At 64.5% G+C, this 13562-nt stretch carries 17 protein-coding genes; 10 read left to right on the forward strand and 7 right to left on the reverse strand.

The features are described from left to right. Positions 1–20: 20 nt before the first annotated feature. The 3 genes from QW881_RS10600 to QW881_RS10610 form a co-directional block, all read right to left on the reverse strand. Positions 21–386: a hypothetical protein gene (locus tag QW881_RS10600; RefSeq protein ID WP_315756842.1), complete on the reverse strand. Its 366-nt coding sequence runs from the start codon at positions 384–386 to the stop codon at positions 21–23. Positions 387–591: 205 nt separating this feature from the next. Further along, entirely contained in the window at positions 592–888 is a 297-nt protein-coding gene (locus QW881_RS10605) for a hypothetical protein (protein WP_315756841.1), read from the reverse strand. Beyond that, positions 881–1150 carry a hypothetical protein gene (locus tag QW881_RS10610; RefSeq protein WP_315756840.1) on the reverse strand — a complete coding sequence of 90 codons (270 nt, stop codon included), beginning with the start codon at positions 1148–1150 and terminating at the stop codon, positions 881–883. Before QW881_RS10610 ends, QW881_RS10605 begins: the two co-directional genes overlap by 8 nt. A gap of 502 nt (positions 1151–1652) precedes the next feature. On the opposite strand from QW881_RS10610, the gene QW881_RS10615 reads away from it, so the two are divergent. The 3 genes from QW881_RS10615 to QW881_RS10625 all read left to right on the forward strand — a co-directional run bounded on the left by QW881_RS10615 (position 1653) and on the right by QW881_RS10625 (position 2518). Next, entirely contained in the window at positions 1653–1790 is a 138-nt protein-coding gene (locus tag QW881_RS10615; protein WP_315735351.1) for a hypothetical protein, read from the forward strand. After that, a complete protein-coding gene (locus tag QW881_RS10620; RefSeq protein WP_315756839.1) occupies positions 1751–2155 on the forward strand; it encodes a hypothetical protein in 405 nt (134 codons plus the stop codon). The genes QW881_RS10615 and QW881_RS10620 overlap by 40 nt, the downstream gene beginning before the upstream one ends. A 102-nt stretch (positions 2156–2257) precedes the next feature. Continuing rightward, positions 2258–2518 (forward strand): DUF1488 domain-containing protein, encoded by a 261-nt coding sequence (locus QW881_RS10625; RefSeq protein ID WP_315735356.1) that lies wholly within the window; start codon positions 2258–2260, stop codon positions 2516–2518. A 157-nt stretch (positions 2519–2675) separates the two neighbouring features. Here the strand turns inward: QW881_RS10625 and QW881_RS10630 are convergent, their stop codons facing one another. Further along, positions 2676–3158 (reverse strand): MmcB family DNA repair protein, encoded by a 483-nt coding sequence (locus tag QW881_RS10630; protein WP_315756838.1) that lies wholly within the window; start codon positions 3156–3158, stop codon positions 2676–2678. A gap of 150 nt (positions 3159–3308) precedes the next feature. Between QW881_RS10630 and QW881_RS10635 the strand changes: the two genes are divergently transcribed. Both QW881_RS10635 and QW881_RS10640 read left to right on the forward strand, forming a co-directional pair. After that, complete coding sequence (locus tag QW881_RS10635; protein ID WP_315756837.1) at positions 3309–3512, forward strand: hypothetical protein; 204 nt, start codon at positions 3309–3311, stop codon at positions 3510–3512. 138 nt (positions 3513–3650) lie between these two features. Then, complete coding sequence (locus tag QW881_RS10640) at positions 3651–4319, forward strand: MBL fold metallo-hydrolase (RefSeq protein ID WP_315756836.1); 669 nt, start codon at positions 3651–3653, stop codon at positions 4317–4319. Between the two features lie 48 nt (positions 4320–4367). Here QW881_RS10640 and QW881_RS10645 read toward each other — a convergent pair whose 3' ends face one another. Further along, the gene (locus QW881_RS10645; protein ID WP_315756835.1) at positions 4368–5843 is read right to left on the reverse strand and encodes a PHB depolymerase family esterase; all 1476 of its coding nucleotides are present in this window, start codon (positions 5841–5843) and stop codon (positions 4368–4370) included. A 442-nt stretch (positions 5844–6285) separates the two neighbouring features. Between QW881_RS10645 and QW881_RS10650 the strand changes: the two genes are divergently transcribed. Continuing rightward, the gene (locus QW881_RS10650) at positions 6286–7527 is read left to right on the forward strand and encodes an LLM class flavin-dependent oxidoreductase (protein ID WP_315756834.1); all 1242 of its coding nucleotides are present in this window, start codon (positions 6286–6288) and stop codon (positions 7525–7527) included. A 211-nt stretch (positions 7528–7738) separates the two neighbouring features. Here QW881_RS10650 and QW881_RS10655 read toward each other — a convergent pair whose 3' ends face one another. Next, entirely contained in the window at positions 7739–7924 is a 186-nt protein-coding gene (locus tag QW881_RS10655; RefSeq protein WP_315756833.1) for a hypothetical protein, read from the reverse strand. A 164-nt stretch (positions 7925–8088) separates the two neighbouring features. Between QW881_RS10655 and QW881_RS10660 the strand changes: the two genes are divergently transcribed. The 4 genes from QW881_RS10660 to QW881_RS10675 all read left to right on the forward strand — a co-directional run bounded on the left by QW881_RS10660 (position 8089) and on the right by QW881_RS10675 (position 12537). Next, positions 8089–8409 (forward strand): hypothetical protein, encoded by a 321-nt coding sequence (locus QW881_RS10660; RefSeq protein ID WP_315756832.1) that lies wholly within the window; start codon positions 8089–8091, stop codon positions 8407–8409. Between the two features lie 218 nt (positions 8410–8627). Then, complete coding sequence (locus QW881_RS10665; RefSeq protein ID WP_213737209.1) at positions 8628–8786, forward strand: hypothetical protein; 159 nt, start codon at positions 8628–8630, stop codon at positions 8784–8786. A gap of 671 nt (positions 8787–9457) precedes the next feature. Further along, a complete protein-coding gene (locus QW881_RS10670; protein WP_315715219.1) occupies positions 9458–10834 on the forward strand; it encodes an IS30 family transposase in 1377 nt (458 codons plus the stop codon). Positions 10835–11160: 326 nt separating this feature from the next. Next, positions 11161–12537 (forward strand): cytochrome P450, encoded by a 1377-nt coding sequence (locus tag QW881_RS10675; protein ID WP_315756831.1) that lies wholly within the window; start codon positions 11161–11163, stop codon positions 12535–12537. Between the two features lie 161 nt (positions 12538–12698). Here the strand turns inward: QW881_RS10675 and QW881_RS10680 are convergent, their stop codons facing one another. After that, positions 12699–13541 carry an SDR family oxidoreductase gene (locus tag QW881_RS10680; protein WP_315756830.1) on the reverse strand — a complete coding sequence of 281 codons (843 nt, stop codon included), beginning with the start codon at positions 13539–13541 and terminating at the stop codon, positions 12699–12701. Between the last annotated feature and the right edge of the window lie 21 nt (positions 13542–13562).

Consider the following 13562-nt stretch of genomic DNA (forward strand, 5'->3'; position numbering starts at 1 on the left):
CTTTTGCGGCTCGTCCGCACTCAGTGCGACTTCACGAATGCCTGCAGCGCATGGAAGACGGTGCGCCGCGGATTGCGGCTGCACCAATTGCGCATCCAGCTGTCGACCTCGGTCAGATCGAGCTTGATCTGCCGGCCCTCGTCGCCGCGGTTCGCATTGATGGCGGAGACGTAGCCCATCATCCACTGCTGATACTTTGAGATGGCGTTGACGTATGGGCCGTCGGCATTGCCGATCGCCTTGTAGGTGCCGGGCGGCTGCTCCTCGGCGGCGGTGATGAAGCGCTCGCAGGAATCGGCGCCCACGCCCAGGACGTAGAACGCCATCTCCTCCGCGCGAACTCCGGTCGCGTAGAGCAGTGTCAACGCCAAGAGCACCCGTCGCATCTGTCGTCCCTGTTCGCACCCCTCGGCTGGATACCGCTCGAGCCTTAAAAATGTTCCGAGATGTTGCGCCCCATGCGGGGCATTTATCGGGCAGAGATGGGAAATTGCCGGGAGGGCGGGACAAGCGAATGTTGTTGCGCCAGCAACAGTCTTGGATCGGGCGGGGGATCCAAGGCCGGGCGGCGCCCCGATGCCCCGACTCGCGTCAGCTCTCCCCCGTCAGCCGGGAGAAGTCGGCCAGGACGGCGGCGATCAGCTCCCGGTGCCTGGTATCCTGTTCCGCAAGGCTCGCGGCGTACATGTTCAGGAGATAGCGCGCCTTCGCGGCGGCTTCCGGCCACGACTCGGCCGCGTTGGCGAGCAGGTGCTGCTCGAGAACAGCCTGCCGCTCGCGCAGGTCCCGCGCGTGACTTTCGGCCTCTGCCAGAGCGCGACGCAGGTCCACGGCCTTCTGCGCGCTCATCCCGCGGTGCCTGTCGAGATCGAGCGGTTCGTCAGTCATCCGATACACTCGCGTCGACATGCTGCGCGTCTGCAAGATCGACCGAGCTGACGGACACCATCTCGACGGCCGCAGAGCGCGAACCGGCGGCGGGCAGCATCATCATCGTCGCAACCCGGCGGTAGGCAGCAAAGGACAATCCTTCGATCAGCTCCTCGTCCGTGACCACCTCGTAGGTGCCCTCGGGCAAGAGACGCTCGATGCTTCTGATCCGGAACGGATGTTTGAAGGTGACGAATTCGCGCCGCGAGCGGATGCTCATCTGCGCCTACCTTTCGCAACAGCCTCGCTGTCGCTGTCGCAACGAGCTTTTCGAAGCATGCGCCTTACGGCCGGCAATAGCCACCGCTTTCTCATCAGCACGACGTGACGAGCGGCCCGGCGTCATCGGACCGTGTCGCTGCGCTTTGGTGCTCGCTATTGCAGGAGCCAGGGTGTATCAATGGTGATCACCGCCATTCCGACGGCATTCATCGGTGACTGAGGGTCACGAGCGCTCCCGCCGCAAACACGCGAGGGACAGCCAATGCCGCAGTTTCGTCTGAGCGAGTGGATCGTTCCACCCATCATTGTGCCGCTTCTGCTGATCCTTCTCGCGCTCGCAACTGCCGCGCTGCATTCGTAGATCAGACCACCGTGCGCCCCGTCGGCAGCCGGTGGACGACGGCCACCCGGCCGATAGGCAGTGACGCCGCGCACGCAGGATCGACGCGGCGCCTTCGATGCGTTGAACCAGCTCCAACCCGAGCCGAGAGGAGATCGACATGGCCAAAGGTCAGCAAAAAGGCAATCGCGAAGCCAAGAAGCCCAAGAAGGAAAAGCCCAAGAGCATTGCCGCAGCGCCGAGCCAGAAGACCGGAGCATGGCAGCCGGATTTTTCCAGCGACAAGAAGAAGCGCTAGGAGATTTCCGGCCCTCATCAGTCTGGATGGTTCTCCCGCAAGGCCGCAGGGCCGCGCGCGATCAACGCCGCGCGCAATGCGGCGACGTGGCCGACCGCACTCGACAGCCCAAAGGACAGAACATGGCGCGCGAAACGATCTATTTCGTTCAGGCGTTCAGCGCCGGCCGGGGCGGACGCGCGAAAGCCGAGACGCCGATCGCCTGCAAGACGGAAGCGAGCGCGCTCCGGACTGCGGAACGACTGGTGTCGAGCAAGGCAGGCGTCGTCGCCTTCTCATCCTCGGGCGATCCCGACATGGGTGACTATGACGATGAGCCGACGGTCCTCTTCCGCCACGGCGAGTTGCCGTCGGCTTTCGATTGAGATGCGCGCAACCCTTTGTCGCCGGCGACCACCGCCGAACGACGCCCCTTGGATGACGTCCGCCCTATCGGCGGCGTCCTCCGAACCTGATCGGACACACACATGATTGAGTTTCCAAATCACAGCCGCTCCTATGACCGCACGCGACGTGCCGTACGGTTCTGGGGCTATGACAGCGCGATGGAAGCGTCGTTCTTCGTCGACGAGGGTGCGTTGAGACGCCTTCAACCCGACACCCGTCCGGACGAGTCGGGCTTTCTGACCGCGTTCGATTCCAACCGCGAGCGGATCTGCGCCGCCGCCGCCAGGGTCTATGTCCGCGGCAGCCGGGGATCCTACGATCTCGTCGCTGCCAATTTTTGACGGCGATGCCTGGCGATCGATCGGCCAGGCTGGTGGTGATGCGGATCGGCTCTCAGCGATGCTGATGTCTCTCATCTTGAGACTCGTGACCTGACGGAGCCTCTGTCACCTACCTAGGCGGGAACCCCCCGTCCAGTGGACCGCACTTGAGGATTCTCTAGAGGTCCGCGTGGCCCTGCGGGTCGATCAGCCGGTTGATCCGCTGCGCCGCCGCGAGCCCGAAGCGTACCGTCATGAGCTTGCGCGTCGGCGCCGGCAATCTGTGCTCTGGCGCCTCGCAATGCAGGTGGGCGCCATAGGCATCGGCCACGATCAGGCCGGTGTCCTGCGGAAAGATCTCGCACGGCAGATCCTGCGTGAAGGCGAAGAACAGCCGGTCGCAATGGGCACGGTAGTCCTCCCATTTGTGATCCGCGCGCAGATCCTCGACCGACGACTTGATCTCGACGATCCAGATCTCGCCGCGCTCGTTCAGCGCCACCAAGTCGGCGCGACGGCCCGACGGCAGCGGCAGCTCGCTGATGGTGGCAAAGCCGAGCGAGCGCAGCAGGCGCGAGGTGCCGCGCGCGATCGCCAGCGCCGTCTCCGACTGGCGTCGGTCGACCGGAACGAGGCTGATCCTGGCGGCGGACGATTCCATGCGCCGCAGCATAGCCGATTCCGGGCGTCGCCCAAGCACGCTGATCACCGGGGAACCGGAACCTGACGCCAGCCTTCCGCTTAACAGACGGCCGCCAGCAGGGCGGCGCTCGAATCCAGGTCGACGTCGTAGCTCTGCGAACGTGACGACATGGCCGACGACAAGACTGTGGATCACGGAGACATCGACCTCGTCGAAAAACGCCTGCACGTGCACGCGCCACCTTGGGTCGGACTTCTCCGTTCTCAGACACGCCAACAATGTCGCCTCGTCGATCCCGACCGGCATCGGCGTGTTGATCGTGGTCACGGCGGCCGTCAGGCCGTCAGCCGTACTTTGCGGCCGACGAAGTGAAGATCGGCGACAGCCAGATCGCATCGACATCGAGCGTCAAGAGAGTGGCAGGCGATGGACGATGCCGGTGAGGTGTCAGGCCGCCGTGACGCGGTGTTTTTCGCTTGGCGCACTGCGAAAAATCGGCATGCTGGCGCCATGAGCGAACCCGAAACCACCAAGGCGAAGGCCGGCGCGATGATCGTGCCCGTCACGCCGTTCGAGCAGAACTGCACCATCCTGTGGTGCGAGGCGACCCGGAAGGCGATCGTGATCGATCCCGGCGGCGACGTGCCCAACATCCAGGCGGCGATCGCGCAGGGCAATATCACCGTCGAGAAGATCTGGCTGACGCATGGCCATATCGATCACGTCGGCGGCGCGGCCGATCTGCGCGACGCGCTGAAGGTGCCGATCGAGGGGCCGCATGTCGCCGACAAGTTCCTGCTCGACAACGTCGTCGCCAGCGGCGCGCGCTTCGGCATCACAGGCGTGCGCAATTTCACACCGGATCGCTGGCTCGAGGAAGGCGATACAGTCGAGATCGGCGAGCTCGTCTTCGACATCCTGCATTGCCCGGGGCATTCGCCCGGCAGCGTCGTGTTCTTCAACAAGGAGATGCGCTTCGCCCAGGTCGGCGACGTGCTGTTCAACGGCTCGGTCGGCCGCACCGATTTGCCCGGCGGCAGCCATGAGACGCTGATCAGATCGATCAAGGACAAGCTGCTGCCGCTCGGCGACGACGTCGGCTTCATCTGCGGCCATGGCGCCGGATCGAGCTTCGGCCAGGAGCGCATGACCAACCCGTTCCTGACCGGGGACGTCTGACCCGCGCGTCCCTCGCGAGCGAGCTCTGAACGCTGCGGTTGTGGCCGTCTACTTCAGGCCGGCCGCTTGCAGGGCACGGTCGATCACGGCGGCGACATCGATGGTCCGGCGCCGCGGCCTGACGGTCGCGCCACTGCCGTTGATCGAAGATTCGCCGGTCGCCGATTCCAGCCGTTTCGGCTCCGCAGGCTTGGAGACGGCCACGGGCTTGGACTCCGGCCTCTGGTCCGCCTTGGGCTTGGCCGCTTTCCGCGACTCGGATGCCGGCGACTCGGGCTCGACCTTGGGCTGCGGGACCGCAGCGGATGACGGTGCAGAGAGCAGCATGCCGGTCGGCGACATTCTGGGCTCGACCACTTTGATCTCGGCCGGCTTGACGTCGACCGGTTCCGCAGCGGGCGATGGGGCGTCCGCCGCGCGTCGCAAGATCTTGGTGAAGGCCGGCACCGCCGAGATCGGCGACACCTGCGGGATCAGCTTCGTGCTCGGCGACGTCGTGGCCGCCTTGAGCGGACGAATCCAATCGGTGACGCCGAAGAATTTCGCGATGTGATAGGACGAGGAAATGCCGGCCTCGAGCAGGAACGGCCCGGCCTTGCCATAGCGCTTGTCGTTGGCCGCGATCCCGATCGGCGTGCCATGCGCCATGTTGGAGATCGTGAACGATTCCACGACGGTCTCGCCGTCGGCATTCCACCATTGCTCATGCGGATAGCCGTTCACCTCGGCCGCGGCCATCGGCGCCAGCGGCAGATGGTGCAGGTCCAGCCACTGCTTGACGATCTCGCCGGCATTGTCCGGATGCACGGTGAAGTCCGCTGTGCCGTGCCACACCGACAGCTTCGGCCACTTGCCGCGGTGGTTCGAGGCACGACGAACGAGATCGCCGAGCTCGCCTGCGGGGCGCGCCGGCGGCATCCGCATCTGCAGGATCGCGTCGCGCATGCTGCGCGCGGTGCCGAACGGCAGCCCGGCGATGACGGCGCCGGCAGCGAACAATTCGGGATGCGCCGAGAGCAGCGCCATGGTCATCGCGCCGCCCGCCGACAGGCCGGTGACGTAGATGCGCCGGGGATCGATGGCACAATCCGCCACCATGCGCGCGATCATCTGACGGATCGAGGCGACCTCGCCCTGATCACGCGTGATGTCCTCGGACTGAAACCAGTTGAAGCAGCGCTGCGGATTGTTGACCCGCTGCTGCTCCGGCAACAGCAGCGCGAAGCCGAAATGCTTGGCGAGCGTCGACCAGCCGGCGCCGAGATCGTAGTCGGCGGCGCCCTGCCCGCAACCATGCAGCACGACGACCAGCGGCGCCAGCGGCTGACGCTGCGCCGGCACATAGGCGAACATCTTCAGGCGCCCAGGGTTGGTGCCGAAGTGCTCGATCTCGATCAAGGGATTCTCTGGAGCGCGACGCGGCTGACGATGAAAATCGGCAAATCCGGTAATACTGTTCAGCTCGCGCAGCCGTCGCAAATACTCAACATTTTCGGCGAGGGACAACGGCAGCTCCTTAGGCATTCGCGTATTCACGGCAGCGGGTAGACAATCCACCATCACCCAGATGGTTGCTGCAGTGCAAAAGAAAAAGCCCACACCATCCCGGACGTCAGCAATTTGATTGCGAATTTCGGTCTTGCTGCGATCTAAATGCCACGCCGACGCGGCGCTTCACGCAGCAATCACTGAAATGCGAACCGAGCACCACGAATATCGCCGCTGGCGTGAACGCGACAGACTCCGCAACCGCAAAGGCCGACGACCGCGATTTGGAAATCATCATTCGAGCCACATCGCGAATCGACCATGTCAGCGGGAAGTGTGCCGTACCGATCGGCGATCAGTAAACAAACAAATGGCAGCCATGCACCGATCGGCATACGCGCCAAGGTGATTGCCTGACACCGATGGGCCAACTAGCCTGATCGGCAAGCAAAAACGAATTCCGCTTGGGAGAAAACGCATGGCGCGACTCAAATTCGGAGCGTTCCTCGCTCCGCATCATCCGATCGGCGAGCATCCGATGCTGCAATTCCGCCGCGACCTCGATCTGGTCGCGCAGCTCGACGAGCTCGGCTACGATGAGTTCTGGTGCGGCGAGCATCATTCCAGCGGCTGGGAGATGATCGCTTCCCCCGAGATGTTTCTCGCCGCCGCCGGCGAGCGCACCAAGCGCATCAGGCTCGGCACCGGCGTGATCTCGCTGCCCTACCATCATCCCTACAACGTCGCGCAGCGGATGGTGCAGCTCGATCACATGACCGGCGGCCGCGCCATCTTCGGCTCGGGCCCCGGCGCGCTCGCCTCCGATGCCCACACGCTGGGCATCGATCCGATGACGCAGCGCGACCGTCAGGACGAGGCGATCGCCATCATCCGCCGCCTGTTCAACGGCGAGCGCGTCACCGCCAAGAGCGACTGGTTCACGATGAACGATGCGGCCTTGCAGATCCTGCCGTTGCAGGAGGAGATGCCGTTCGTCGTGGCCTCGCAGATCTCGCCGTCCGGCATGACGTTGGCCGGCAAATACGGCATCGGCATCATCTCGCTCGGCTCGATGTCGACGCAGGGGCTGATGGCGCTGCCGCAGCAATGGGAGTTTGCCGAGGACGCGGCGAAGAAGCACGGCACGACAGTGAGCCGCGCCAACTGGCGCGTGCTGCTGTCCTGGCACATCGCAGAGACGCGCGAGCAGGCACGGCGCGAGGCCGGCGCGGGACTGATGCGCTGGCACAACGAGTACACCGTCGGCACCCTGATGCGGCCCGGCCTGAAGGCCTTCTCATCGCCGGACGAGGCCGTCGACAAGACCGCCTTCGTCGAGGGCGCGGCGTCGACGATCGGCACGCCGGACGATCTCGTCAAGACGATCAGGAACCTGATGCAGGTGTCGGGCGGCGTCGGCCACATCATCGGCTTCGTGCACGACTGGGCCAATCCGGAAGCTTCGCGGCGCAGCTGGGACATGGTCGCGCGCTACGTCGTGCCGGAGATCAACGGCTACATCGACGGCCTGCGCCGCTCGCAGAAATTCGTCATCGAGAACCGCGCCATCTTCGACCGCGCCGGCCAGGCCGTGATGGCCAAGATCATGGACAACGACAAGGCCGCCGCCGCGCTGTCGCAGACGGGGCCAGGACGGATCGCGATTCCGGCCGTGAATGCCCCGGATCTGCAGGAGGCGGCGGCGAAACAGCGAGGGTGACCGTGGGGCGAAGCCGCTCCGTGGCACGCGCAATATCGCGGCATTCGATGCCGCTAATTAGTTACTCGTCATGCCCGCGCTTGACCCGGGCATCCACGTCCATCCACCATCTCGAACGACGTGGATCGCCGGGACAAGTCCGGCCATGACGGCCTTAATGGTTGGACTCTAATATGGCGGCAAGGCGCAACTCGAACGGTCGAGCGCGTTACTACCTCACCGCCGCGACGAGCTTCTCGCAGTCGGCGATGGTTGCTATCTGCTTCAGCGTCTCGCGCAGGGCCGGCAGGTCGACCGGCTTCTGGAATTGCGGGTAGACGACGAGGCCGAGCACGGTGGCGAGGCGGACATTCTTCGTCGCCGGCGGCGTCGGTGTCGGCTTCGACGACCGCTTCACCGCGCATGTGACGACGCGAACGCATACGGCGACGATCGGCGTCGGCTACAAGTTCTGAGGCGCGGCTAGTCCTGAAGCGAGCGGTCGTGCGCTCGTCGATGACAGTGAGAACAGTCAAACCATGGGGCAGGCGAGGCTTGGCTCCAAACTGCTCGGGCGCTACCTTGAGCGCCATGCCCGCTGCCAAACCCCAGTGCCCTCCACAGCCGCCCGCTCCCTTGTCTGGTGATGAAGTCATTTTCATCAAGGACACGATCAAGCGCTTTTATGGCGACGACGCGATCGTGCGCAATTTCGGCCCAGACCCGGCCCGCATGGAATTGCACGTCGAAACAGGCCGCGACATTGGAATTGCGCATTATGACTGCTGCGGCGTCCTGATGACCCGAATCGACCGCGACCAAATCGCTCTCAAGGTCTCGCGGCGAGGCATGCGGATAAAGGGCCGGGCCAAGCTCGCCTATCGCCAAGGCGTCGTGCTTTGAAATCGGCGCCTCGACGCGAACCGACGTTCGTGCGCGACGCGGCCACGCGCGCGGCAGACGACGCATAGGCGAAGCGAGCGTCACGAGGATTTTCTTAACCCCGCTCTGCCATTCTCGCGGCTAATCGCGCACGGTCTGCAAGGGACCGCTCGCGCGTAGGACGCGTCAGGCAGCCCGTCGTCTCGACCCGGCGGGCTTTTCCGTGGGAAAGGTCGCCAATGTCACTCTCCTCAGCCAAGAACTACGCGCTGCGCGCCGAACGGTCGCAGGATCCCAAGGAGGCCGCCGACCTCCTCGCAAAGGCGATCCTGGAGCTGGCGGCCTCGATCGAGGCAACCGACGCCAAGGTTAAAAAAATCAACAAGTCGGGCGGCTGACAGCCTTGGCGTCCGCGTCAGAACGCGTGGCGGCTTCTGACGGCGACGAGGCTTTATCGCCTCGAAAGATGATCCGCTGAACCTGCGTCGATCGATCGCCGATATCGCGGCGTCGCGCATCAGCGACAGCAGAAGGCTGATGGCGACCGTCAGGCCCGACGGGCAAATCGCTTCCAGCAAAACGTCTTGAGAAAAGAAACACCACCGCGCCGGCCTGCCGATCACAGGTCGATCGCCGCGAGACGGTGCGCGCCGAAAAACTCATTTCGCGAACCACCTCAATCACATCACCCCTGTCCAGTCCTGCGCGCAAAAATATTCATGTTTCTTTTTATCAGAATTCGTGCTTCTCTCCCACCGTCCCGTCTCGATAAGAGGGGCGCTTCGCGGTCGTCACGAACGTTGAGGCGGGATGCGGTGGGCGCGTCGATGTCGCAGCGTGGTCGATGCCGCGCGGACGAACGACGGCGATGCGCACGGTCAAGTCGCGTGGTCCTGGCACCCCGATGCTGGTGTTACGCTTGCGGCGGCGCTCACGCGTCGCGCAGGCAACGGTGACCAACAAGCCCGGCGCACCGGGGAGCACGCGAAGCAGCCGTTCAAACCATCGCGCGGGGAATGCCGGGAGGTGGATTCAATTGGTCGTCGCAACACTCGATGAGGAGGTTGCGATGGGCATTCGAAAGAAACGGTCAACGCGGGGCAAGCTGGGATCATTGGGGCGCCCACCAGTTGCGGGGCGTGCGGAACAGCAGAAATTTTGGCGTGGGATTGCCGCTGGATTGAACAGCGAGAATGCTGCGCTGGCTGCTGGATTATCGGATGCTGTCGGCCCCCGATTATTTCGAAAAGCGGGCGGCGTGGCACCGGCAATGTTCCGACCTTCAGCGAAGCCGCTCTCCGGACGGCACCTCTCCTTTTCTGAGCGCGAAGAGATTGCGCTGCTGAATGCGCAGCGCCATTCTGTACGAGAGATAGCACGGCGCCTCAATCGGTCTCCCTCGACCATCTCCCGTGAACTCGATCGCAATGCAGCCACGCACGGCGGCAAGATGGCCTATCGGGCGACGGCCGCCCAGTGGCATGCAGATCGATCGGCCCGGCGTCCTAAGCCGAGCAAGCTTGCAAGCAACGCCGCCTTGCGCGCTTATGTTGAAGAGCGGCTTGCAGGGTTTGTCGCGCCTCCAGGCGGCGTTCGGCGGAAGGCCGGTCGTGCGGGCTCTAGCCAGGATCAGGGGTGGACGAAAGCGTGGAGTCCCGAGCAGATTGCCCGGCGCTTGCCGATCGACTTCCCGGATGACGAGGCGATGCGCATCAGCCACGAAGCCATTTACCAGGCGCTTTTTGTTCAGGGCCGAGGAGCGCTGAAACGCGAGTTGTCGTCCTGTTTGCGAACGGGACGTGCGCTGCGCGTGCCCCGAGCGCGTACGCGGAAGCGCAGCAAAGGCTTCATATCGCCGGAGATCATGATCAGTGAGCGTCCGGCCGAAGTCGCGGATCGAGCTGTGCCGGGACATTGGGAAGGAGATCTGATCGTCGGCTCCGCCAGCTCGGCAATCGGCACGCTGGTCGAACGCAGCACGCGGTTTACAATGCTCCTACACCTTCCACGGTTGCCGGGGTTTGACGACGGCCCACGTACGAAGGATGGGCCTGCGCTCTCCGGACACGGAGCTGAAGCGGTACGCGATGCGATCACGCGCACCATCGTCACCTTGCCCAAAGAACTCCGCCGCTCGCTAACCTGGGATCAGGGGACCGAAATGGCTCAACACAGTGACCTCAAGATCGATACAGACCTTCAGATCTACTTCTGCGATCCAAGAAGCCCCTGGCAACGTGGCACGAACGAGAACACGAATGGCCTGCTGCGGCAGTACTTCCCGAAAGGTACCGATCTGAGCGTCTACGATGCTGACGAGATCGCCGCCGTGGCCGCAGCGCTCAATTCCCGACCGAGAAAGACGCTAGGATGGAAAACTCCAGCAGAGGCGCTTGACGAGCTGCTGTCACGAATGAAAACACTTGGTGTTGCGACCACCGCTTGAGCCCGCCGGATGCCTCGGCTGAACCTGTGGTACCTGCCGCCTGCATTTTTTTCTGCAGGCGGGCCATGGGTGCGGCCAGCGCCCGGCATTCCCCGTGCCCTCTGTCTGGAGGAGGGCGGAATATTCCATCCCTCGGACGCATCAACGCGCCGCGAGATCGCAGCCGCGTGCGACGCAGCACAACTGGCGGATCATGAGACACCGGAGCGTATTGCATCAGGGCCGCAACCGCCCGACAATGCAGGCCACGGTGTCTGCCACTGTGCCACTGACCGAAACGAAGTCAGATCCGAGACACCGGCCATCAGACGAGAGGAAGCCCCGCGATGTCGATGCAGCATGTGGTCTCTGATGCGATCAGGCTGACCCCGCCACGGCGCAATTCACTCACCCATATCCCCGGCGACGAAGGCTGGCCGATCATCGGCAAGACATTCGAGACGCTCGCCGACCCCAAGGGTCACGTCGAGCGCAACGCCAGGAAGTATGGCCCCGTCTACCGCACGCACATGTTCGGCGACGTCAACGTCGTGCTGCTCGGCCCCGAAGCCAACGAGCTGGTGCTGTTCGACCAGGCCAAGCTGTTCTCGTCGGCGCATGGCTGGGGCCACATCCTCAATCTGCTGTTTCCGCGCGGCCTGATGCTGCTCGATTTCGAGGAGCATCGCATGCACCGCAAGGCGCTGTCGGTCGCCTTCAAGGCCGGGCCGATGAAGTCCTATCTCGCCGGCCTCGACCGCGGCATCGCCGCGCGCGTCGCGCAGTGGAAGCAGACGCCCGGCGAGATGCTGTTCTATCCCGCGATCAAGCAGCTGACGCTGGATCTCGCGGCGACGTCCTTCCTGGGGAGCGAGATCGGGCCCGAGGTCGATGCGATCAACCGCGCCTTCGTCGACATGGTCGCGGCCGCGGTGGCGCCGATCCGCCGGCCGCTGCCGGGCACGCAGATGGCGCGCGGCGTCAAGGGCCGCCAGCGCATCGTCGCCTATTTCTCCGAGCAGATTCCGCTGCGCCGCGCGCGCGGCGACGGCGAGGACCTGTTCTCGCATCTGTGCCGCGCCACCGACGACCGCGGCGCGCTGCTGTCGACGCAGGACATCGTCGATCACATGAGCTTCCTGATGATGGCCGCGCACGACACGCTGACCTCGTCGATCACCTCGTTCGTCGCCCAGCTCGCCGCGCATCCAGAGTGGCAGCAGAAGCTGCGCGGCGAGGTCGCGAGCCTCGGCCTTGCAGAGGGCGATCCGATGAGCTCGGAGCATCTGGAGAAGATGAAGCTCACCGAGATGGCGTTCCAGGAGACCTTGCGGCTGATGCCGCCGGTGCCGTCATTGCCGCGCCGCCCGGTCCGAGACTTCACCTTCAAGGGCTATGCGATTCCCGCCGGCACCGGCGTCGGCATCAATCCGATGTTCACGCATCACATGCCGGAGATCTGGCCCGAGCCCGAGCGCTTCGATCCGATGCGCTTCACCGACGAGGCCCAGCGCGGCCGCCACCGCTTCGCCTGGGTGCCGTTCGGCGGCGGCGCCCACATGTGCCTCGGCCTGCACTTCGCCTACATGCAGGTGAAGTGCTTTGCCCGGCACTTCCTCGCCAACATCGAGGTCTCCTTCGCCCCCGGCTATCAGCCGAGCTGGCAGGTCTGGCCGATCCCGAAGCCGCGCGACGGTCTGAAGGTGATGCTGAAGGCGGTGTGACCCGCGCGCATTGATACAGCAAGGGCGCCAAGGATCTTGGCTTGTTGCGGACTCTTTCCTCGTCGTCATGGCCGGGCTTGACCCGGCCATCCATCCTGCTGCAACTCGCGGACGAGAGACGTGGATGCCCGGGCATGACGAAATGTATACTTCGCCGTCCCCTACTCCACCGCATCCCCCAGCAGCTTGCGCATCGCCTGATAGCCCTGCTGCTGCTGGCTCCAGTTGCGGCCGCCAGTGATGGCGCCGTCGATGACGAGATCATGGCCGTTGATGAAACTGGATTCGTCGCTGGCGAGAAACACCGCGGCGTAGGCGATGTCATCGGGCAGGCCGGCACGCGGAATCGGCTGCGCCGTGGCATAGGCGTTGCGGATCGTCTCCGGCGTCTTCTCGGCGGCCTCGGTCGGCAGACCGAGCGCCTTGCCGAAGATCCCGGTGGCGATCAGTCCGGGCGAGATCGAGTTGACGCGCACGCCGGACTCGCCGAGCTCCATCGCCACGCATTTCGTCAGATGGATCACGGCCGCCTTCGCCGTGCTGTAGACCACCGAGGTCGAATAGCCCGCGAGCCGGCCGGCGATCGAGCCGTTGTTGATGATGCTGCCGGCGCCTTGCCGCTTCATGTGGGGCGCGGCGTATTTCATGCCGAGCATGACGCTGCGCACCAGCACCGCCATGGCCTGGTCGAAACGATCGGCGTCGAGCCCTTCGATGCCGCCGGTCTGCGCCGGGCCGCCAGCATTGTTGAACACGCAATCGAGCCGGCCGAAGCGCTCGACCGCGCCATCGATCAATGCCCGCATCTGCTCGTCGACGGTGACGTCGGTCTGCCGGAAGACGCAGTCCGCTCCGAGCCGGCGCGCCAGCGCCTCGCCCTCGGCGCTGCGCCGGCCTGCAACGACGACCTTCGCCCCCTCGGCCACGAAGATCTCCGCCGTCCGCAGCCCGATCCCGCTGGTCGCGCCCGTGATCACGGCGACCTTGCCCTCCAACCGTCCCATTCCCTGCTCCTTCCGTTGTTA

The organism is Bradyrhizobium sp. SZCCHNS3016 (assembly GCF_032484535.1).
Taxonomy (GTDB): Bacteria; Pseudomonadota; Alphaproteobacteria; order Rhizobiales; family Xanthobacteraceae; genus Bradyrhizobium.